The following is a 21,513-nucleotide window of genomic DNA, read 5'->3' as shown; positions in this document are numbered from 1 at the left end:
CCCTTGCCCTTTCCCCTTTCCCCCTTGCCCAATGCCCATTCCCAACTTGTTGCAAAAATAACTTTTCACTAATCGTTGTAGATGAGATGATGTATTAATTAGAGAAAAAGGTGAACAATTGTTATTTTTCTCCCTCTGTTTGTGGTTGCAAAATGGCATCACAGTATTGTATGAGAGTTGTCAAGCGATCGCTAATCGTTTGGAGTCTCGTTTGTACGGTGGATGCCTGCCGCGCTCCCTGGAAAAACATCACATCTATTTCCAACAAGCGCAGTTGCTTACTCATCTCAGTTTGATAAGACTGCACTCGCGAGTCTTCTCCTTGCAAAGAGGCTTCCGTTTGGGACGCTCCGTCAACGCCAATGTCAGCCAAAGGCACAATTTCCTCTACAAACAGCCGCTGCAACGAGGCTACACGCCGCCGCAGTTCTGCTGCAACAATTGGCCCAGTTGTAGCATCTGAGCGTAATTGCTCTAGTAAGGTTACGAATGCCTGATATTTCTCACGGTTTAAAGACATCGATTGCTAGTTAAGATAGTATAAATGTCAAGCAATTTTTCTTATACAATAAACTTTCTTAACCACTTATCAGTACTAAAAGCCTCAAATTCTGATTTGAGGCTTTGTTTGCAATCAATCGATTTTCAAGTTTACGATCCCTGAAATTCACACTGGATGACTACCATTGCCAATTTGGAGAACCATCCTGACACTGTTTTTTCCACCGGTCTAGTGGCAACAGCATCTTCCCACGGTGATGCTGCCAGTTTTGTCTATCTCACATTTATCTACCGATCCCCTTAAGACCCAATTGTATGAGCAGCATAGCTATCAATTCACCAGTCGATCTTGCCATTCCGGAATGGTTAAAGAAATGTTTGAAGGAATTATCGACAACTAGTAGCGGCCAAGGCGAAGATGAGCGAAGGCATAATGAGGCAGTTTTAATTGGTCGAGCATTTGAATTTGCTTACCAACTGCATCAAGGCCAATACCGCAAATCGGGAGAGCCATACATTGCTCATCCCATTGCTGTGGCTGGATTGCTGCGGGACTTGGGAGGTAGTCCTGCTATGATAGCAGCTGGATTTCTTCATGATGTAGTTGAAGATACAGAAGTAACGATTGAAGAAATTGAAGAAAGGTTTGGCCCGGAAGTCCGGCAATTGGTGGAAGGTGTCACCAAACTTTCTAAAATCAATTTCACCAGCAAAACTGAAAGCCAAGCGGAAAATTTCCGGCGAATGTTTTTGGCAATGGCGCAAGATATCCGAGTGATTGTGGTGAAGTTGGCAGACCGTTTGCATAATATGCGAACCTTACAATATATGTCTGAAGCCAGCCGCCGCCGCAGCGCCCAGGAAACACGAGATATCTTTGCACCTTTAGCCAATCGTCTGGGTATCTGGCGAATTAAATGGGAATTAGAAGATTTAGCTTTTAAATATTTGGAACCAGAAGCTTTTCGGGAAATGCAGCAGCATGTTTCCGAAAAACGGACGGCGCGAGAAGAAAAATTGGCTAAAGCTACGGAAACTTTGCGGGAGCGTTTGCAACAAGCTGGAATTCGCTGCCAAGATATCAGCGGCCGCCCCAAACATCTCTATAGCATATACCAAAAAATGCAACGCCAGCAAAAGGAATTTCACGAAATTTACGATTTAGCAGCGCTGCGAATTATTGTCCAAACCAATGAGGAATGCTATCGCGCTCTAGCGATAGTTCATGATGCTTTTCGCCCAATACCAGGGAGATTTAAAGATTATATTGGACTGCCAAAACCAAATCGTTACCAGTCGTTGCACACTGGAGTCATTGGCTTGACTGGTCGTCCTTTGGAAGTGCAAATTCGCACGGTGGAAATGCATCATGTCGCTGAGTATGGGATTGCGGCCCATTGGAAGTATAAAGAAACAGGAGGCTCTAGCAGCCATTTAACAGCCACAGATGAAAAATTTACTTGGCTGCGGCAACTGCTGGAATGGCAAACAGATTTAAAAGATGCCCAAGAATATCTTGATAGCGTCAAAGACAATCTATTTGAAGATGATGTCTATGTCTTCACCCCTAAGGGGGATGTTGTGCCTTTAAGTCCTGGGTCTACAACTATAGATTTTGCCTATCGCATTCACACAGAAGTGGGAAACCATTGTTCGGGGGCGCGGGTTAATGGGCGCATGGTACCTTTGTCAACGCGACTACAAAATGGCGATATTGTGGAGATTCTTACCCAAAAGAACTGCCATCCAAGTTTGGATTGGTTGAATTTTGTCAGGACTTCCGCAGCCAAGTATCGAATTAAACAATGGTACAAGCGATCGCGCCGGGAAGAAAATGTCGCTCGCGGACGAGAATTGTTAGAAAAGGAACTTGGTAAAACTGGTTTTGATAGTCTATTAAAGTCAGAAGCAATGCAGATTGTTACCGAAAAGTGTAACTATCACAGCGTGGAAGACTTACTAGCTGGTTTGGGTTACGGTGAAGTGACATTAAATTTAGTCCTCAATCGTTGGCGAGAAGTGGTGAAGGGACAACAACCAGTTACAGCACCGCTACCATTTCTTCCCAAAGAACCCACATCTACAGCAAAAGCTTTGCGAGATGCGCCTCCAAATACCTCCCGTTCCACAGATTCGCCGATTATTGGCGTAGAAGGATTGGTGTATCATTTAGCTGGGTGTTGTACCCCGATTCCTGGCGAAGCAATCATTGGCGTAGTGACGCGGGGTAGGGGGATTTCAATTCATCGCCAAGGCTGCCATAATCTGGAAAATGTCGAGTGCGAACGCCTAGTACCCGTTAGGTGGAATCCAGCAGCAGAAAACAGCGGTCGTCCGCAAACTTACCCAGTGGATATTCAAATTGAAGCACTTGACCGCGTAGGAGTCTTAAAGGATATTTTATCAAGGCTGAGCGACCAGGGAATCAATGTCCGCCATGCCCAGGTAAAAACTGCCGTTGGTCAACCTGCATTGATGGATTTAGGAATAGATATACGCGATCGCTCTCAACTAGAGCAAGTATTTATGCAAATTAAGAAAATGAGCGACATTTTGAATATCCGCCGCATTGGTCAAATTGACGAATAGTAGGGATCTCAGTATCTCTCTATGATTTGTTGGTAGGGTGCGTTAATTCGGTATGACGCACCATAGTTTTTTTTCAACGCCAAGATACGCAGAGGTTTTTTAAAGATAATTCCTATGTCCTGTACTTAAAAAGGTACTTCAAAAGGGCGATCGTTATGTCAAGAAGAGGGGGTAAGAGGGCAGTTAGTTGCCATCTTACCCCCTAATCCTATATTAGTAGTAAATTTATATTTAAGTGTTTTTTTATACTTTACGCATTGTTAATAATATTTCAGGAAATATATCGATGAAATTAATACCTGCAATCAGCAAGATGTTGACAGGAGAATAATTTTGATTTTTGAAATGTATTTGAGTAATTAAGCCGATAAATCAAGCTTGATTTTCAAAAAATATTTCATTTAGTGGTTTGCAATCAATTACAGTATCAAAATTCTGAGTTTAGCATAGCGTTAACTTATAATTTATCTGCTGTAAATAATGCTTTAGCGCTGAAATTATCTTATCTCCTAATATCTTAACTACAAAAATTAGTGAATGATTTAAACAGCATGAATACTCAAAAGCAAGGCATTATTTTCATTGATTCATCAGTTGATCGCTACGAAATATTGCTGGATTTACTTGTATTAAAACTTGAGCATGTAGTTCTTGACTCCAGCCAAGATGGGGTAGAACAAATTACTCAAATACTGTTACAACACCCTCAAGTAGAAAGCGTCCATATTGTCTCTCATGGTTCTCCTGGTTGCCTTTACCTGGGTAACACCGAACTCAGTCTCAGCAGCTTAGAACGCTATACTCAACAACTACAAAGTTGGTTGTGTTCATCTCTGATACTCTACGGCTGTAATGTTGCTGCTGGGGATGCGGGAGAAGAATTTTTACAGAAGTTGCACCAATTGACAGGAGCGAATATTGCGGCTTCTAATACACCAACAGGTAATGCGGCGTTAGGAGGAGATTGGAATTTACAGGTTCAAATTGGCAAAGATTTTCCAATTGCACATCTGGCATTCCGGCAAGAAACACTTTCCACCTATACTGGAGTGCTTGCTCCTGGTAACCTCGATACTACCTTTGGGGTTGGTGGTAAAGTCATTACAGATATTGGTAGTAGTGACACAGCTTATAGTGTTGCCATTCAAGCAGATGGCAAGATTGTAGTAGTAGGAGAAAGCTACAATAGCAACGGTAACTTTGCAGTAGCTCGCTATAATCCAGATGGTAGCTTGGACAATACCTTTGGGAATAGTGGCAAGGCGATCGCCGATTTTACTAACCAAAGCGATAGAGCTTACACCGTTACCATTCAGTCAGATGGCAAAATTTTAATCGCGGGAATTACCTACAATGGTAACCAAACTGATGCTGCTCTTGTACGCTACAACTCTAATGGCAGCTTAGATACTACCTTTGGGAATGGCGGAAAAGTTGTTACAAACTTTGAGGGTAAAAGCGAATGGATATACAGCATTGCCGTTCAGCCAGACGGCAAAATTGTCGTGGGAGGATCTGTTGATCCGAATGACTTTGCCCTGATACGTTACAACTCAGACGGTAGTCTGGATAGTAGCTTTGGTAACGGGGGTAGGGTGATTACTTCCATGAGCGACGGCCAAGACTTTATTGCAAGCATCCTGATTCAGCCAGACGGTAAGATTGTGGTGACTGGCGGTGTCATGGTTAATGGCAACAATAATTTTATCCTGGCACGTTACAACTCCAATGGCAGTTTAGATACTAATTTTGGCAGTAACGGTAAAGTAATCACAGACTTTCCTGGCACAGATGACTTTGGAAATAGTGTTGCTCTCCAGTCTGATGGCAAAATTGTCGTGGCCGGATCTACTGGGAACATTGGTAGCAATGGAGATTTTGCTCTCGCACGCTATAACTCTAATGGCACCCTGGACACTAGTTTTGGTAATGGCGGTAAGGTTGTTACAGATCTAGGCGGCAATGATGCTGGCCAAAGTTTGGCTATTTTGCAGAATGGCAAAATTGTAGTGTCTGGGTTTGCTCAAAACCCAAGCGATCGCCGTGATTTTGCTTTAGCCGTCTACAACTCCAATGGCAGCTTAGATACCAGCTTTGGCAATAGCGGTAAAGTTATAACTCCTGTTGGGAGTAGTTATTTTCAAGACACTAGGGTTGCCGTTCAGTCTGACGGTAAGATTGTGGTCGCAGGCAGTGACAGCGGTAACTTTGTTGTAGCACGTTACGAGGCACCCTTGAGTAATGTTTCTACTCCCTATGTAACTTATTACAAACTAGCAACCAGCGACTTTCTCCAAGATTGGTCAAATACTAATTTGATTAATACAGATGATGATTGGAGTAATTTACCCAATATTAGGGGTTTTCGAGGTGATGGTTTAGTCAGTACCACGGGTATTAACCCACAAACAGTACTAGCTGATGGTTCTGCCACTCCTATTGATGTGAATGCTAATCAAACTAATCCAAGTACTTACACAAATAGTGGAATTACAGAATTCACATTCAACAATCCAACTATTGCCCTCAGAGGTTCATCAACTGCCACAGCACCGCATTTAGTTCTCTATTTAGATGCTACCGGACGGCAGAATGTTCTACTTAGCTTCACCCTACGTGATATAGATACCTCAACACGCGATGCCATTCAATCTGTTGCCGTACAATACCGCGTTGGGGATACAGGAGATTTTATCAATCTGCCTACAGGTTTTGTACCTGATGCTTCTAATAACGCCTCAACCTTAGCGTCTTATGAGTCACGGGAAGCACGCCTGATTGTTTTATTGCCACCCGAAGCTACCAATCAAGCAAAAGTCCAAGTTCGTTTTATTACTACTGATGCCAATGGAGAAGATGAGTGGATTGGGGTTGATGATATCAAGGTTACTAGTGCGGCTATTGGCACTAATCAGCCACCAATAATTAAAAATGATACTTACTTTGTAGCGGCAAACGGACAATTACAGACTGCTGCTGCCATTACAGCGCTGACTTTAGATAGCGATCGCGGTAACTATATCGGTCAGAGTGATTACTATACCTATAGTCCCACCCCAAATAGGATTAGCGCTGTCCGTGCCTACCCCACAAATCCCAGTAAGAATAATGCTATCCGAATTAGTTTCTCTGGTATCAACGATTGGTGGGATCTTTCATTTGCAGCTCCATTTAATGCTCCACTAACAGCAGGCACAACATACACGGGTGCAGCGCGTTTCCCATTCCAAGCCTCTAATCAGCCTGGTTTAGATGTCAGTGGTAATGGACGAGGTTATAACACTTTAACAGGGGAGTTTACAGTCAACCAAATCACCTACGGTTCTGGGGACGAAATTCTCAACTTTGATGCCACCTTCCAAGAATACGGTGATGGTGACCCTGCCAGCGAAAGCTTCAAAGGCCGTATTCAATACCGTACTACCCCAAACAATTTAGTTGCTGGTGTGTTAACCAATGACTCAGATATTGAAAACACACCACTGAAAGCAACTTTAGTGTCTGGGCCAAACAACGGTAGCCTGATTTTCAATTCTGATGGGTCTTTTACTTACACTCCTAATGCTGGCTTTCAAGGTATTGATACATTCAGCTATAAAGCCAATGATGCGATTGTAGATTCTAATATCGCTACAGTTAATTTATATGTTGGCAATCAAGCACCTACAGTAGCTTTGCCCAGCGCCAACCCCACTTACACTGAAAATGCACCTGCCATCTTCATTGACCCGAATGCAACTGTTACAGACCTTGATTCTCAAAACTTCGATTCAGGTAAATTGACTGTTCACTTCAGTAATGGTGGAAGTGCTGATGACCGTTTGATTATCCAAAGCAACATAACAAATAAAATTCAAGTCAATAACACAAGCTTTTTGCAAGATGGTAGTTTTGTTGGTACTTTCAGTGGCGGTATTGGTACTGAAGACTTAGTAATCAACTTTACTTCTAAAGCTACACCTGCTGCTGTCCAAGCTGTGCTACGCAGTATTAGTTACTTCAACATCTCGGATAATCCGCTTACTATTCCTCGTAACGTTAGCTTTGTGTTAACTGATGGTGATGGTGGTACTAGTGCCACAATATCTAAAACAATTAACCTGACTGCGGTGAATGATGCCCCAGTTATTAGCACAAATCAAAGCTTCAGCATTAGGGAAAATAGCAGTAATGATACGATGGTTGGTACTGTAATTGCTACCGATATTGAAGGAACTAGCTCATTTTTAAACTGGACAATTATTGATGGTAACCTTGACTTCGATGGAGATGGGAAAGCTGCTTTTAGCATCAACCCAACTTCTGGACAAATTATCGTTAGCGATCGCGACGAGCTTGATTTTGAAAATAAGCCGAACTTTCAATTACAAGTTACTGTCAGTGATGGCACGGATACTAGTATTATGCAAGCGATCGCTATTAATTTGATTGATGTTAGCGAAAATACCATCTATGGTACATCTTCAGGCAATAAATTAAATGGTGGTACAACTGATGATACTATCTACGGCAATGCCGGAAATGATTCTTTATACGGTAATGACGGTAGCGATCGCTTGATTGCTGGTGTTGGCAATGACTACCTTTTTGGTGGTGCAGGTGATGATATTCTTGATGGTGGTGATGGCACCGACTCAATTAGGGAATCTGCTGATATCAACTTTACTTTAACTAATACTCAATTATTTGGTTTAGGTAATGATAGCTTCATTAATATTGAACGCGTGACCCTGACGGGTGGTATTAGTGATAATACTTTAGATGCATCATCATTCACAATTGCCAGTGTCTATCTTTATGGCGGTAATGGTCATGATAGTATCTTGGGTGGTAGTCAAAATGATTACCTAAACGGGCAGAATGGCAGCGATCGCCTGATTGGTAACGCTGGAAATGACAAGCTTTATGGTGGTGCAGGTGATGATACTTTGATGGGTGGTGCTGGTAATGATGCACTCTATGGACAAGCAGGTACTGATATTTTTGTTCTCGCTTCAGGAAACGGTAGTGATACCATCTTTGATTTTAAAGATGGTATTGACAAACTTGGTTTATTAGGGAGTTTAACTTATGGGGCTTTAACTATCTCAGCAAGTGCTACTAAGACTTCGATTCGGATTACTTCCACTGATGAGGTATTAGCTATTTTGAACAACATCAAACCTAGCTTGATTACTGAAAGTGATTTTGTCGCAATTCTGTAATGGTGAGTAATATCATGTCCGGTTGAAGACTTATCATTAGGACTATTTTTTTGATAAATGATTAGTGGTCTGTCCCATTAATTTTGATGAGTTTGTAGTAAGCACTTCAGTGCTTAAAAATCAAGGACTAAAGTCCTAACTACAAACTTATTTATCTCTCAGAACTAATGGGACAGACTATTAGGCGGATATGATATGATTTTCAATTGCATTAATTTTGATGGGTTAGCGGTGGTCAGATCCCTGACTTTTTCAATAGGTCGGGGATCTTAGTTTTCAGAATTAATGGGCAAAATTACTGTAAATGTAGAACCTTTTCCCAGTTGGGAATCCACTTGAATTTCACCATGCATTAACTGAACTAACTGGGACACTATTGCTAAGCCTAATCCTGTACCATCAGAACTTTGTACCTTTGGAGCAGTTAGTTCGCGAAAATAGGGATTGAAGATTTGTGTTTGAACATCTGGGGAAATACCAATTCCAGTATCAGTAACGGAAATCGCCCACTGCTGTTGAGATATCCTCCAACAGTGCAAATGAATTGAACCGGATTCTGTGTAGCGAATTGCGTTACTCAATAGATTTGTGAGAATTTGCTGAAACCGCAGAGGATCTATAATAACTTCATTTGGGGCGCGATCGCATTCAACAACCAAGGATAATTCTTTAGCAGCCACCAGTGGTTCAATCATCTCTCTGACTGAATTGATTAAACTACGCACATCGATTTGAGTGGACTGCAATTTCATCTGTCCGGCACCATAACGCGAAATTTCCAAAGTATCGTTAATTAGCTGGACAAGAAGTCTACCACTTTTGAGGACTCGCTCGATACTTTCAAGATTGGTATAGGTGTCCTTGAGTTCTGGTTGTTGACGTTGCTGGCGGAGAAATAAATCTGCATAACCGATGATTGAAGTCAACGGCGTTTTTAGTTCATGAGCTAAATGAGACAGGCTTTCTTTACTAGCACGAACTAAACGAGTTAACTCTTGGTTAGTCAAGCGCAACTGACTTTGGAGTTGTTTGAGTTCTTCTAATCGTTCTTGAGTATAACTGTTAAAGCAACGGGCGATCGCTTCACCAAACCTCTTCGTTTTACAAGCATCATGCCATCAATTAATATTACTCAATTTTTGAACTGCTATAGATATTTTTTGACAGCAAATTGATGAAAAAATCATTATTTAGAGTTGTACATAATTTTAAAACATTATATTTTCCTGTTAAATAATCTCCAGCTATCTAGCTAATAAAGTAGATAAATCATACAAAAACCTGACAAAATTTTGATACAGTAAATGTAGGGTGTGTTATGCCTTATGCTAACGCACCGTCAAGAATTTGTGCTTGAAAACCTTGATTTTGACTTTTGAGTCCTCAATCAGTTTAAGCTTTGTACTACTAATCTTATTAGTGAGATAAATTTATGCAAAATGTATTTCCTGGTGAAGTATTTGCTAACACCGATGATTTTGACATTGGTATTCGCCAACTATTACCGCGATACGATGAAATGTTGGAGGTAATTACTCGTTGTTTACCTTCCACTAGTGGCCGTCTTTTAGAATTAGGCTGTGGTACGGGTGAAGTTAGTATCAAGATTCTCGAACGTTGTCCAGATGCTCAAGTAATTGCCTTAGATTATTCACCCCGAATGCTGGAATTTGCCCAAGATAAAATCACAAAAGCAGGATATAAAAAACGCTGGATTGGTATAGAAGCCGACTTTGGTGACTGGGCAAATAATCCAAATAAATTTGATATTGGTGGCGAATTTGATGCTTGTATTTCATCCTTAGCAATCCACCATCTCGAAGATGAGATGAAATTGAAATTATTCGAGCAAATTGCTGCTAGCCTCATTCAAGAAGGTTGTTTTTGGAATGCAGACCCACTTCTACCAGAATCTCCAATTTTAGCAGGAGTTTACAAAATGGCACGAGAGGAATGGGTAGTTCAACAAGGAATTAATTTGACGGAAATTAGCGCCAAACGTGGTATTAGCACTACTCAAGGTTACTCTAATCAAGATCGGCTAGCCACTTTAGATGCCCATTTACAGATGCTAACTAAAGCTGGATTTCAGACAGTGGCAGTACCTTGGAAATATTATGGTTTAACGGTATTTGGTGGCTGGTTGCAAAAATTTTAGATTTCGGACACCAAAATTCGAGATTAATAGAATGTTCAGATTCCCGACTTGATAAATATAAAGATTAGACCTCTTGCAATCAATTGCTTTTTGGACTCTTGTGGTCAAAGGGATGCATCTTTATTGGGGAAAGGGAAAATACCAAACATGCACCCCCTTTCCCCTGCCCCTTTTCCCTACTTCTGCAAGAAGTCTATTGTTGGCTGTTGACGGTTAACGGTTAACAGTCAACAGTAAACACCGATATTTTTCAAATCTAAAATATGATTACTACATACGAGTTTACTTTGATTTTTCAAATTATTTATATACACAGATAATGGGAAATAAGGCTTTTTAAGTTCTAGCTAGCTTCCGAAAAATCAAATCAAAGTCGAATAGTAACAAAATGGCAATAAATAATATTATTTGCTTGAAAAAGGAACTATTATATAAACGCATTGGTCTAGAGGGAGTGTTGAATTTCAAGTTCTGAGCTTTGAGTGGAATCTCCTAACTTTAGTTAGACGATTGAACAAAGAACTTGTCTGTTTAGCAAAAGTACCCCATGAGGGTACTGTGCATACTCCCGTGACTTATCTGAAAATACAAAGTAGAAAATTTGCTTGCTTAAAGACACCAGGGACACAGGATTAGATTGGTTTTTCTGCTTTTTTCAATTATTGGAGTTAAACCCACTGTTTGCCATCACTTAGTTTCAAAAGGAGAATATCTTGGATGGCTCGAAATAAAAAGAAATCAGCCAGGTTTAAGCATGAGCATCCACTTTACTCTAGATGCCCAATTTGTTGTATTGTCCCACCGCACATGCTGGAAAATGTCGTAGTAAATGGGAGTCCCCAGCAGCGGAGTTGGGCTTTTCATACATTAAATGTTTCGGCACAGCTTCGCGGACGAAGAGACATCATTGGTAGTATCTCCTTTGCACCTTCTCCCGGTGAGAAGCGCCGCACCATTTACGATGCCAAAAATGGGCAGCAACTTCCTGGAACACTGGTGCGTAGCGAAGGCGATCCTCCCAGCAACGACATAGCAGTGAATGAAGCTTATGATGCTGCTGGTGCGACTTATGACTTGTTTCATGAGATATTCGATCGCAATTCCATTGACGACAAAGGTCTACGTTTAGACTCCACCGTGCATTATGGCGTCAAATACGACAACGCCTTTTGGAACGGCGACCAAATGGTTTATGGTGATGGTGACGGAGAACTGTTTCAACGCTTCACAATCTCAATTGATGTGATTGGTCATGAATTAACTCATGGCGTCACTCAGTACGAAGCAGGTTTACAGTATTATGGCGAACCAGGGGCATTGAATGAATCGTTTTCTGATGTCTTTGGTGCCTTAGTAAAACAAAAAGCTAAAAATCAAACTGCACAAGAAGCAGATTGGATTATTGGTGAAGGTCTTTTGGCATCCACAGTCAAAGGTGTTGGTATCCGTTCCATGAAAGCACCGGGAACAGCATACGATGACCCAGTACTAGGTAAAGATCCGCAACCAGGGCACATGAAAGATAAGTATACTGGCTTTGAAGATAACGCTGGAGTGCATATCAATTCAGGAATTCCTAACCGTGCCTTTTATCTAGCGGCTGTTGAAATTGGCGGCTATGCTTGGGAGAAAGCTGGTAAAATATGGTACATAGCATTACGCGATCGCCTGCGTGCAAAAGCTGATTTTCAAAAAGCTGCCAACGTCACCATTCAAGTTGCAGGCGAACTCTACGGTAATGACAGTAGCGAACAAAAAGCCGTACAGAACGCTTGGCAAAAGGTAGGAGTTATCTAAACTTTTAGCTGTGCTATCTGTTGTTGCTAAACTGGGAGGTGAGAATTCTCATCTTCCAGTCTTTGCATTTCTCCCACTCAGTAGCACAACGGAGAGCAAACAAATGCGGATATCTTTGGAACGCACCGGCGGCTTTGCTGGAATTACGAAAAAAACAACGGTTGATACAGCCGAACTCCCAGCAAACGAAGCTAAAACCCTTCCCCAACTAGTGGAAGCTGCTGATTTATTTAGGCTACCAGAACGAATTACCTCGCCTAATCCCCAGAGCGATCGCTTTCAATATAAATTAACAGTGGAAGATAACGGTAAGCAGCATACGGTAACTGTTAGCGAAGCCGTATTACCAGGAACTTTAAGACCCCTGATTGAATGGCTACAAAACATGTCACAAAAAAGGTAATTTCCTCAATTAACAACTTCATTTTTAATAAAAAATCCAGTCAAGGCAATATCAAAATTAATGCCCAAGGTGAATCACCATAAACAGGAGAATGTAAATTTGTGGGTGAAGAGAATATAAATTTTAACTCCACACAAGAAAACCAAACAGATGATTTTTTACATGTAGCATCTATCAAAGAAGACTGGGGTGGAGATGGAACAGGGCGGATGAATTTATCAGGAAGGTGTACAGCAATTTCCCAAGAATATGTACCCAGGAAGTACCAATTTTTTGATACAAATACTGTATCAGAAAAACATCATTGGCGAGTGAATGGAATGCCAAATGATGTAGGATTTGGAAGTAGGCGATCGCTAACTTGGCATGATTGTGGTGCATCCACTTCCAAAGTAGTTTTACCGCCTAACTTTGAAGCACCTTCTGGCTATTTTACTGCGGATTTAGAAATTTTTATCTTAAAAGGTGCAATTCAATTAGGTGAGTGGCAATTAAACAAACATGGCTACTCTTTTATTCCCGCAGGTGTGAAAGTCGGCCCTTGGAAAGTGCTAGGAAATGCACAAGTTGAAATTCTGTGGATGGAGAACGGCCCAGTCAGATTAGAGTATAAAAATGCATTAAATAATCATCCCCTCGCTCAAGTAAAAGATTTTATTCCAGCATTGGATAGCAAACTACTACCCTGGGGAAAAACAGATACAGTTCAATTTGAACAATCCAAAAAAAAGTACCTGAGAAAAGCTAATAACGGCGGTGGGGTATGGTTGCTGACAATTTTGCCTCATTATGATAGCAGATATCCAATGATTCAATGTTATAACGAAGAAGCATATTGCTTATCTGGATACTGCGATATAGGGGATTTTCGATTTGTAAAGAATTGCTTTGGTTATGTTCCTAGCTTTACAATTTCTCCTTGGCATAGAACAGATGATGGTTGCTTATTCTTTATCCGAGTTGATAGAGATTTATCAAAACTTGGAACAGTATTATCATATCCACAACATTGAGGAAGAATTCAGAATTCAGAATTCAGAATTCAGAATTCACAACTCCTAACTCCTAACTCCCAACTCCTAACTCCTAACTCCTAACTCCCAACTCCTAACTCCTAACTCCTAACTCCTAACTCCTAACTCCCAACTCCTAACTCCTAACTCCTAACTCCCAACTCCTAACTCCTAACTCCTAACTCCCAACTCCTAACTCTTAACTCCCAACTCCCAACTCCCAACCCCTAACTCCTAATTCTTTATCTCTATTCATTTTTAACTTGACAAACTACTAGAATATCTTTTCAAATATCGCCCTGTGGGTGAACCTAGAATCTCTCCATTGTTGTAAATCAAATTTCCACGTAAAAAGGTACTTTTTACCTTTCCAGTTAATTCCATGCCTTCAAAAGGTGTATAACCTTGTTGTGATTCTGACTCTGCCGCACGCACTACAAAACTTTCATTCGGGTCTACTAAAACCAAATCGGCATCATAGCCAATAGCAATGTCACCTTTTTCTAATAAACCAAAGCGCCGCGATGGGTTCCAAGATAGTAACTTAGCCATGTGGTTGTAAGACATTCCCCGCTTACTACCTTCACTAAATACACCAGAAAGTAAATATTCTGTACCGCCAAAACCAGATTTTGCTAACCAAATATTATTGGGATTTTTTGCACTTCTTTTTTGTTCCGCAGAACAACAAGCATGGTCGCTAACTATCCAATCTACTTGATTGTTAAGTACTGCTTGCCATAGATATTCAACATCAGCACGAGGACGAATAGGTGGGTTTACTTTTGCCCAAATTGTATTCGGAGTATCCACATCTAATAACAAATGTCCCACAGTAACTTCTCGACGAAAATTGATGTGAGGAAAAGCAGTTTGCATCGTCAAAGCTGCTTCCATTGCTTTACGAGAACTCAGATGCAATAAATTGATATTTACACAATTAGTTTCATGTGCCAAATAAGCAGCAATGCAAATTGCTAAACCTTCAGAATGAGGAGGACGCGCTGCACTGTAAGCGTGGAGTCCGCTAAGACTAAAGTCATTTTCAACTATTTTGGTGTAGGCGTTCAGAATTTCTGCTACTTCGCAATGCAAACTTAAGCTGATAGTATCTCGCGCTTGTGGATGTTTTTCTATCAAGCGAGTTAGACCGCGCATAATAAATTCAAAATGAGCGAAATCGTAGCGTTCTTCTTTATTAATCATCAAAAATAGATTTTGCTGGTCTGACAAACCATGCAACCCATAGCCGCCATAAAACATGAAAATTTTAAACGAACACACACCGTGTTCTTCAAACAATAAAGGTATTTCGTCAATGTGCTGGCTGGCTATGGGTGCAATGTGATAGCTATAATCAACAAAAAAATTACCTGCGGATAACGCTAAAACCTCTGGAAAAAAATCTTGATAAGAACCGCCTTTATTGAGATAATACTGCCCTGTACGAATGTAATTTAAACTAGTAGTTACCCCTCCCATCGCCGCTGCCTTGCTTTCAGTTACAGCGTCTTTATCGAGGGGTTGATAAATTCCAATGTGCATATGGGCATCCACTACTCCAGGAAACCCCAGCAAGTTTTTGGCATCAAACACTTCTTTAGCTGTGTCTGGGCTAATATGAGAAGCAATACTAGCAAATTTGCCATCTTTAATTCCTAAATCAAGTAGTTCGATGGCATTATCGTGGGGACGAACTACCCGCACATTTTTGATAACTCGATCTAATAGGGAAGCTTCAGACACAGTAGATCTCACACTAAAATGAGTTTAGTTAGGAATTTCCACATCGTACTGGGACGCAGACTAAATACCATCAACATGTAACAGTTTTTTATGAAATCATCTTCAGGAGTAAAGACAATGGAAAGTTTTAATGAATATCATTTAGACCCAGAACAATTTTTGTTTCTGAAAATTTTTCAAGATAATTGGCAAATCATTAGAGATGAGTTTACATACTTTATTCAAAATGCATCTGAAGAAGAATTAAAATTCACTTACGATGTTCTGGGCCCTAAAAATAAAACGATTAAAACCAAGGGAAATTCTAAATACAGTGCTTTTGGGATTTTATTTCAAGGTCTTTTTATTGAAAAATATATCAAAAAGCATCAAATACAATATCCTGATTTTGGTTCAGAGGACGCATCAGCCAAAGCGTTACTATTAAGAGAAAAATATTTTCCTCATTTGACTCAGGTAATTGAAAAAGTTAACTTTGAACATGATGAAATTATCAGAAATGCCTATTTTGGTACATTTCATCCAGGCTTAGATATCAAACTACATGTGAACTATAACCCTCACATGAATCGTGGTTATTTAGGATTAATTGTGCCAGAGGGCGATGTGGCGATGAAAATATGCCACGAACAGCTTTATTGGCATGAGGGACAAATTATGGTTTTAGATCACAGTTATCCACATTGTCCGCATAATTACACTAATTACGATCGCACTGTTTTAGTTATAGACTTTTTTAAACCGGATCGACCTAGAGAACAAGTGATGCAATTTGAAAAAGAGCAAGTTATCCAACGTATGGAAGACAATCCTTACAGCTTGGGTGTTTTTGGTAAAAGCGATAAAGCTGAGATAGAAGATTTTATCAAGTATGGTTTAGCCCATCAATTAGAGTGGGATAAAGCTTTATGATGCTGTGGCAGGGAAAAGTAATAAAGTTGGGCATTGGGGATTTTTTCCTAGCCTATGGCTACCCAAACCTTTAATTTTTCGCTTACTGTACGTAAGTCCTAAAGAAGTCTATTGACTCAATGAGGCTGTTGACAGTCAACAGTCAACTATCAACAACCACCACAATTATGCTTTTTTACCGCGCATCATCTTACTGTAATGACAATTGAGACCGCCTATTAATTTGCGGCCAATTGACTACATTCCACCAATTATTTAAATAGTCAGCACGACGGTTGCGATATTTCAAATAATAAGCGTGTTCCCACACATCATTTCCTAAAATCGGATAGAAACCATCCATAATGGGATTATCTTGATTGGCTGTAGTCACAATCTGGAGTTGATTTTGGGGATTACGCACTAGCCAAACCCAACCACTACCAAAACGACCTGCACCAGTAGCGTTAAACTCTTTTTTAAAGGCATCGAAACTACCAAAAGTTTTGTTAATTTCTTGAGCGAACGCTCCTGTTGGTTCTCCTCCACCTTGGGGACTCATCAGTTGCCAAAAAATCGTGTGATTGAGGTGACCGCCAGCGTTATTACGCACTTTTGTCCGAATATTTTCAGGTACGCTGTTCAAATCTAATAATAAGCTTTCAACACTTCTTTTTTGCAACTCTGGATATTGTTTCAATGCATCATTTAAGTTGTTGACATAGGCTGCATGATGGGCGCTATGATGCAATTTCATTGTTTCAGCGTCAATGGCTTTTGTCAGCGCTCCATAAGCATAAGGTAATGGTGGTAATTGTGCCGGATAAGCGCTCAATGCCCTATTAGGATAAGCTACGGAAAGAAGCGATTTATCACTTGTTGTTGGTGTTGTTGTAGGTTGTGCTTCAGCTATGGGTAGAGGATTGTAAGAGTTGAGGAGAATGACCAGGACAATTGTTGTGAGAACACAAATTACGGTTTCTCGCCAAAATCTTATCATAAATTATTACCTCTAAATAAATATTAGTAATTTGTAATCTAATGATTGAGTCTTCTTTTACAGCCCAATCAATCTAGATATATGTCTTATATCATAAATCTGCATAACTACAGACCAAAAAACTCTTTTTATCTCCACAGCTGATATCAAATTCAGATAATCACTGATTAAGTTAATCATCTAAATTAATTTATCAGCTGATTCGAGCGACAATATTCAATAAAATAGAATTAATAATTGCCAAAGCAATTGAACCACTTAACGCACTCCAAAAACCCCACCTCAAGCGAAAACCTTCTACTAGATAAGCCGCCAGAGCAAAAATAATTGCATTCAAAATAAAGAAGAATAAGCCCACAGTCAGGATAATGAGGGGAAGGGTAAACAAACTAAGTATTGGCAGCAAAATTGCATTTAAAATTCCGAAAACAACAGCAGCGATCGCCGCTTTTTTAAAACTATCAATCTCTATACCCAAAGGTAATTTAGAAATAATCAAAAAACTGACAGTTGTAACTAACCAAGTCAGGAGAATGTCCAACATCATTACTTCTCCAATTATTTGTATGAATGCAGCAGTTAATTTTCAAATCAGCTTAAGTAATATTTATTACCCAAAAACAACTTGGTATAATATCTAGCAAAATTTTATCAATTATCTTACAAATTTTAGCATAAAATTATTTGCATTTTCTGTCTGTTGTATAATTTATTCCCTTGGATATATAGCTGTAAATTATAAGCAAAACTCTTGGCAGATATAGGTGAAATTTTATTTTGGTAAACCTATAATTAAAAGCTTGTAAATCTGACATTTGAACTTTCATCTAATGTACTTAAAATACCACCATCAATTTTAGTTAATTAAAACACAACTAAATAAATTGAATCCGTCAACACACTGATTTACGTAAATTGTCAATATGTAAATCTTTGAAAAATAGACAAAACCAAGGATTTTTATAGCCAAACTTTCTCAAACTTGAGTATTAAAGACAAAAGCAAAAATGGTAAGTAATATGTATGATAATCAAACCCTACAAAAAGCTGTAGTAGCCAATAAAAATTTAGACCAGATAATCCACAATGAAGCTAAAAAGGAGCAACCACCAACCAATCAATTGACTATTCCCGATATCGCTATATCTTTATCGCCCCTTGGATTTATCATCGGTTGGGTAGTTTTTTTAGTAGTTTTGCAAAAAATCAGGTCTTTTTTAGACCAAAAAATGGTTTTTCCCACTAATACTTCACACAAAGTTCCTTGTAAAAACTGTCGATTTTACTCAAATAATAATTATATCAAATGTGCGGTGAAACCTTGTATTGTACTAACTGAAGAAGCCATGAATTGTCCGGAATATTCACCAATTCATAAGAGATTTGGCTCGAAAAAATTTCCGTGAATACAAAAGTATTGAATAAATTAAGAGTATAATCAAGCATCAAAGAAAATTCTTGAAAACTAATACAACAGATTTTATTAGACTTCTTGCAGAAGTCGGGGAAAGGGGGTGCATGTTTGGTATTTTCCCTTTCCCCTTTAACCTTTTCCCTTTTCCCTTTTCCTAGAAGAGTGCAAAAAGCAATTGATTGCAAGAGGTCTATTGTTTGTTGCGGGGGTAAAGTGTACCAAATACAGGATTTTTTCTTCCCCTACACCCTATTCTTGGTCAACCGTCAACAACCAACACGAAAAAGTATGCAACACTAAATGCTACTAATTTATCGTATCTGCGTGCCTAAGTCTCGCTGACGCCGTAACCAATGTGCCACATCATTAGCAGTGATGATGCCTTTAAGGGAACCATTTTGAGTCACTAAGACGCGACGAATTCCTGATTCTTGCATTTTTTCCAAGACCTGAGACATTTGTTCTTCTGGACGAACACTAACTCCTGTATGCATGGGAATCATCGTATCTCTAACAGTGCGATCGCCCCATTCTTGCCGTGGCACATCCTTGACTTCATTTAAAGTGATAATACCAACAGGATGGCTATTTTCAACTACTGGAAAAGACTGATAGCGGCGACTGAGAAAATATTTATCTACTAAATCTTGTAGCGTCAAATCAGTATTTACCGTTTCTGGGTAGGGAGTCATAATTTGCTGTGCCCTCACCCCCTCAAGAGTTCTACGGATTAACAGCTCTTCGTAACCGGCTTCTGCGGCATTGTATAAGAACCAACCAATCAAAATTAACCACAGTCCACTCAACAAAGCTGAACCAAACAACTCCCAAAAACCAAGGGCAATCAATAAATATGCTAACCATTTACCACCATTGGAGGCGATTTGAGTCGCCTTTTGTTGATTGCCAGTATACTTCCAGATAATCGAGCGAAAAACGCGACCGCCATCTAAAGGAAATCCAGGCAGCATATTGAAGATAGCGAGGATGAGGTTAATGGAAGCGAGGTAAGACGCAACACCTGTAACCACAACACTCCATGCCGCAGCTTTACCGACATACCAAATTAAACCAAACACCGCAGCCAGCAGCAAGCTAGTAAGAGGCCCCACAATAGCAATTTGGAACTCATCATCAGGACGTTCCGCATCCATGCGAGTGCGCGACACCCCGCCAAAGATAAATAAAGTGATACCTTCCACAGGAATTCCTTTGGCTCTAGCAACAAGCGAGTGCGAAACTTCATGAGCCAGCAGCGACGCAAAGAACAAAAGCGTTGCTACTAAACCCATACCGAAATAAGTTGCATTGGACAGTCCTGGATAGTTGCTTGGAAATAGACCTGCGCTTAACGTCCATAGAACCAGGAAAACAATTAACAGCCAAGACAAATCTACTCGGATTTCAAACCCGAAAATAGAACCTAAGCGAAAACCGTGCATATATTCCTCTTTATTTAAAGCAATTTTTTCTATAAATGCTGTTATGAAAAAAATAAACAGACCAGTTATACTAAATCACCAAAAGCATAAGAAATCAGAATTTTGTCTTCCTCTGGCAAACGATAGATGTTGGAAAGTTATAGCAATTTGAAAAAAGAATGAGACAAATGTATAGTACGGGTGCAAAGCTTTGCATCCATAAAGATTTTGGATCTGTTGCAAAGATTTTTTGAATCGGTATTAGTACCCCAACACCCAAGCCTTCAGAACAAGCATCATGGCATCGCGTTCTACCTGTCCTAACACCGGATCGACCAACATCGCTGTTTTAGTTTCTAAATCTACAACTAAACCAAGTACATGTACTTATTTTTGGGTCAAATAGCATCGAAATATTATGTACAGCTTCATATTCAATTGTATAATTCCTAACTCCTAACTCCTAACTCTCAATGACCAATTACCAATGACTAAACTGATAAAATATACATTCTAAGGCAAAAATAAAATTTTAATTCACGCGGTATAACCGTTTTTTGCCCTAAATACAGGGAGCCATTATAAGGATAACAACTGTGAATCTGTCATCGTTAGGTTTTTTTCGCAGTTTACGTAAAGATAACCACCAATTTGCGGTAATTGGGCTAGGTCGTTTTGGTAGATCTGTTTGTTCGACATTGCACAATTTTGGTTATCAAGTCTTAGCAACAGATATTGATGAAAAACGAGTTTCCCAAGCATTAACTGAGGAAATAGTTGGTCATGCTTTGCAACTAGATTCTACTGAACCAGCTGCACTCAAAGAAGCTGGAGTTTTTGAATTCGATACCGTAATTGTAGCGATCGGTAACTACGTTCAGGAAAGCATTATCACCACTCTGAATGTCAAAGAGGCTGGTGTACCCCACGTAGTTGCAAAAGCTTCTAGTGAAGTTCACTGTAAACTGTTACGGCGAGTAGGAGCAGATCATGTTATTTTTCCTGAATACGAAGCGGGTTGTGCCTTAGCGCGTACACTCACCAAGCCATCAATCTTAGATCGGTTTGACCTCGACCCAGATAACAGTATTGTGGAATTAATTGTACCCGATGAATTTCACGGCAGAACCATCAGCGAACTTCAACTTCGCAACCGCTACGGTTTAAATTTGCTAGCCGTGAGTCAGGATGGTAAATTTCAAATTAATCCTGACCCCACCAAGCGTTTAGAACGTGGTTCAGTAATGGTAGTTATTGGTTGCAATAGAGATATCAATCGTTTGCCGATTTAATAAAGTTGGGCATGGGGCAAGCAGGAGGTGTGGGAGGTGTGGGAGGTGTGGGAGGTGTGGGAGGTGTGGGAGGTGTGGGAGGTG

Annotated in this window: 15 protein-coding genes; 9 read left to right on the top strand and 6 right to left on the bottom strand. The window is 40.0% G+C overall.

Annotated features, from left to right (window positions below; genetic code table 11):
- Positions 1 to 121: 121 nt before the first annotated feature.
- The gene (gene patD / locus GNE10_RS14960) at positions 122 to 520 is read right to left on the bottom strand and encodes a heterocyst frequency control protein PatD (RefSeq protein ID WP_099070774.1); all 399 of its coding nucleotides are present in this window, start codon (positions 518 to 520) and stop codon (positions 122 to 124) included.
- Positions 521 to 816: 296 nt separating this feature from the next.
- On the opposite strand from patD, the gene GNE10_RS14955 reads away from it, so the two are divergent.
- Both GNE10_RS14955 and GNE10_RS14950 read left to right on the top strand, forming a co-directional pair.
- Positions 817 to 3,090: a bifunctional (p)ppGpp synthetase/guanosine-3',5'-bis(diphosphate) 3'-pyrophosphohydrolase gene (locus tag GNE10_RS14955; protein ID WP_185565853.1), complete on the top strand. Its 2,274-nt coding sequence runs from the start codon at positions 817 to 819 to the stop codon at positions 3,088 to 3,090.
- A gap of 551 nt (positions 3,091 to 3,641) precedes the next feature.
- The gene (locus GNE10_RS14950) at positions 3,642 to 8,294 is read left to right on the top strand and encodes a DUF4347 domain-containing protein (protein WP_185565852.1); all 4,653 of its coding nucleotides are present in this window, start codon (positions 3,642 to 3,644) and stop codon (positions 8,292 to 8,294) included.
- A gap of 269 nt (positions 8,295 to 8,563) precedes the next feature.
- On the opposite strand, the gene GNE10_RS14945 is transcribed toward GNE10_RS14950, so the two are convergent.
- Positions 8,564 to 9,301 carry a sensor histidine kinase KdpD gene (locus tag GNE10_RS14945; protein WP_260446886.1) on the bottom strand — a complete coding sequence of 246 codons (738 nt, stop codon included), beginning with the start codon at positions 9,299 to 9,301 and terminating at the stop codon, positions 8,564 to 8,566.
- A 425-nt stretch (positions 9,302 to 9,726) separates the two neighbouring features.
- On the opposite strand from GNE10_RS14945, the gene GNE10_RS14940 reads away from it, so the two are divergent.
- The 4 genes from GNE10_RS14940 (at position 9,727) to GNE10_RS14925 (ending at position 13,665) form a co-directional block, all read left to right on the top strand.
- Positions 9,727 to 10,452: a trans-aconitate 2-methyltransferase gene (locus GNE10_RS14940; protein ID WP_185565851.1), complete on the top strand. Its 726-nt coding sequence runs from the start codon at positions 9,727 to 9,729 to the stop codon at positions 10,450 to 10,452.
- A 717-nt stretch (positions 10,453 to 11,169) separates the two neighbouring features.
- Positions 11,170 to 12,249 (top strand): M4 family metallopeptidase, encoded by a 1,080-nt coding sequence (locus GNE10_RS14935; RefSeq protein WP_099070769.1) that lies wholly within the window; start codon positions 11,170 to 11,172, stop codon positions 12,247 to 12,249.
- 103 nt (positions 12,250 to 12,352) lie between these two features.
- Positions 12,353 to 12,652: a protealysin inhibitor emfourin gene (locus tag GNE10_RS14930; protein WP_185565850.1), complete on the top strand. Its 300-nt coding sequence runs from the start codon at positions 12,353 to 12,355 to the stop codon at positions 12,650 to 12,652.
- Positions 12,653 to 12,753: 101 nt separating this feature from the next.
- On the top strand, positions 12,754 to 13,665 hold the full coding sequence (locus GNE10_RS14925; RefSeq protein ID WP_311774814.1) for a DUF4437 domain-containing protein: 912 nt from the start codon (positions 12,754 to 12,756) through the stop codon (positions 13,663 to 13,665).
- Between the two features lie 258 nt (positions 13,666 to 13,923).
- Here the strand turns inward: GNE10_RS14925 and GNE10_RS14920 are convergent, their stop codons facing one another.
- Positions 13,924 to 15,411, bottom strand: coding sequence for an amidohydrolase family protein (locus tag GNE10_RS14920; protein ID WP_185565849.1), 1,488 nt, complete (start codon positions 15,409 to 15,411; stop codon positions 13,924 to 13,926).
- A gap of 117 nt (positions 15,412 to 15,528) precedes the next feature.
- Between GNE10_RS14920 and GNE10_RS14915 the strand changes: the two genes are divergently transcribed.
- Positions 15,529 to 16,323, top strand: coding sequence for an aspartyl/asparaginyl beta-hydroxylase domain-containing protein (locus GNE10_RS14915; RefSeq protein WP_185565855.1), 795 nt, complete (start codon positions 15,529 to 15,531; stop codon positions 16,321 to 16,323).
- A 190-nt stretch (positions 16,324 to 16,513) separates the two neighbouring features.
- Here the strand turns inward: GNE10_RS14915 and GNE10_RS14910 are convergent, their stop codons facing one another.
- Complete coding sequence (locus GNE10_RS14910; RefSeq protein ID WP_185565848.1) at positions 16,514 to 17,302, bottom strand: superoxide dismutase; 789 nt, start codon at positions 17,300 to 17,302, stop codon at positions 16,514 to 16,516.
- 193 nt (positions 17,303 to 17,495) lie between these two features.
- Positions 17,496 to 17,846, bottom strand: a complete 351-nt coding sequence (locus tag GNE10_RS14905) for a phage holin family protein (protein WP_099070764.1) — start codon at positions 17,844 to 17,846, stop codon at positions 17,496 to 17,498.
- 463 nt (positions 17,847 to 18,309) lie between these two features.
- On the opposite strand from GNE10_RS14905, the gene GNE10_RS14900 reads away from it, so the two are divergent.
- Positions 18,310 to 18,708, top strand: a complete 399-nt coding sequence (locus GNE10_RS14900; protein ID WP_260446885.1) for a hypothetical protein — start codon at positions 18,310 to 18,312, stop codon at positions 18,706 to 18,708.
- Positions 18,709 to 19,027: 319 nt separating this feature from the next.
- Here the strand turns inward: GNE10_RS14900 and GNE10_RS14895 are convergent, their stop codons facing one another.
- The gene (locus tag GNE10_RS14895) at positions 19,028 to 20,158 is read right to left on the bottom strand and encodes a site-2 protease family protein (protein WP_185565847.1); all 1,131 of its coding nucleotides are present in this window, start codon (positions 20,156 to 20,158) and stop codon (positions 19,028 to 19,030) included.
- Positions 20,159 to 20,733: 575 nt separating this feature from the next.
- Here GNE10_RS14895 and GNE10_RS14890 point away from each other — a divergent pair.
- Positions 20,734 to 21,429 (top strand): TrkA family potassium uptake protein, encoded by a 696-nt coding sequence (locus GNE10_RS14890; RefSeq protein ID WP_099070761.1) that lies wholly within the window; start codon positions 20,734 to 20,736, stop codon positions 21,427 to 21,429.
- Positions 21,430 to 21,513 lie beyond the last annotated feature (84 nt).

The sequence above is a fragment of the Nostoc sp. 2RC genome, assembly GCF_014222165.1.
Classification (GTDB): Bacteria; Cyanobacteriota; Cyanobacteriia; order Cyanobacteriales; family Nostocaceae; genus Nostoc; species Nostoc linckia.
Note: the sequence above shows the minus strand (reverse complement) of the source record. Positions and strands in the feature narration are given on the sequence as shown.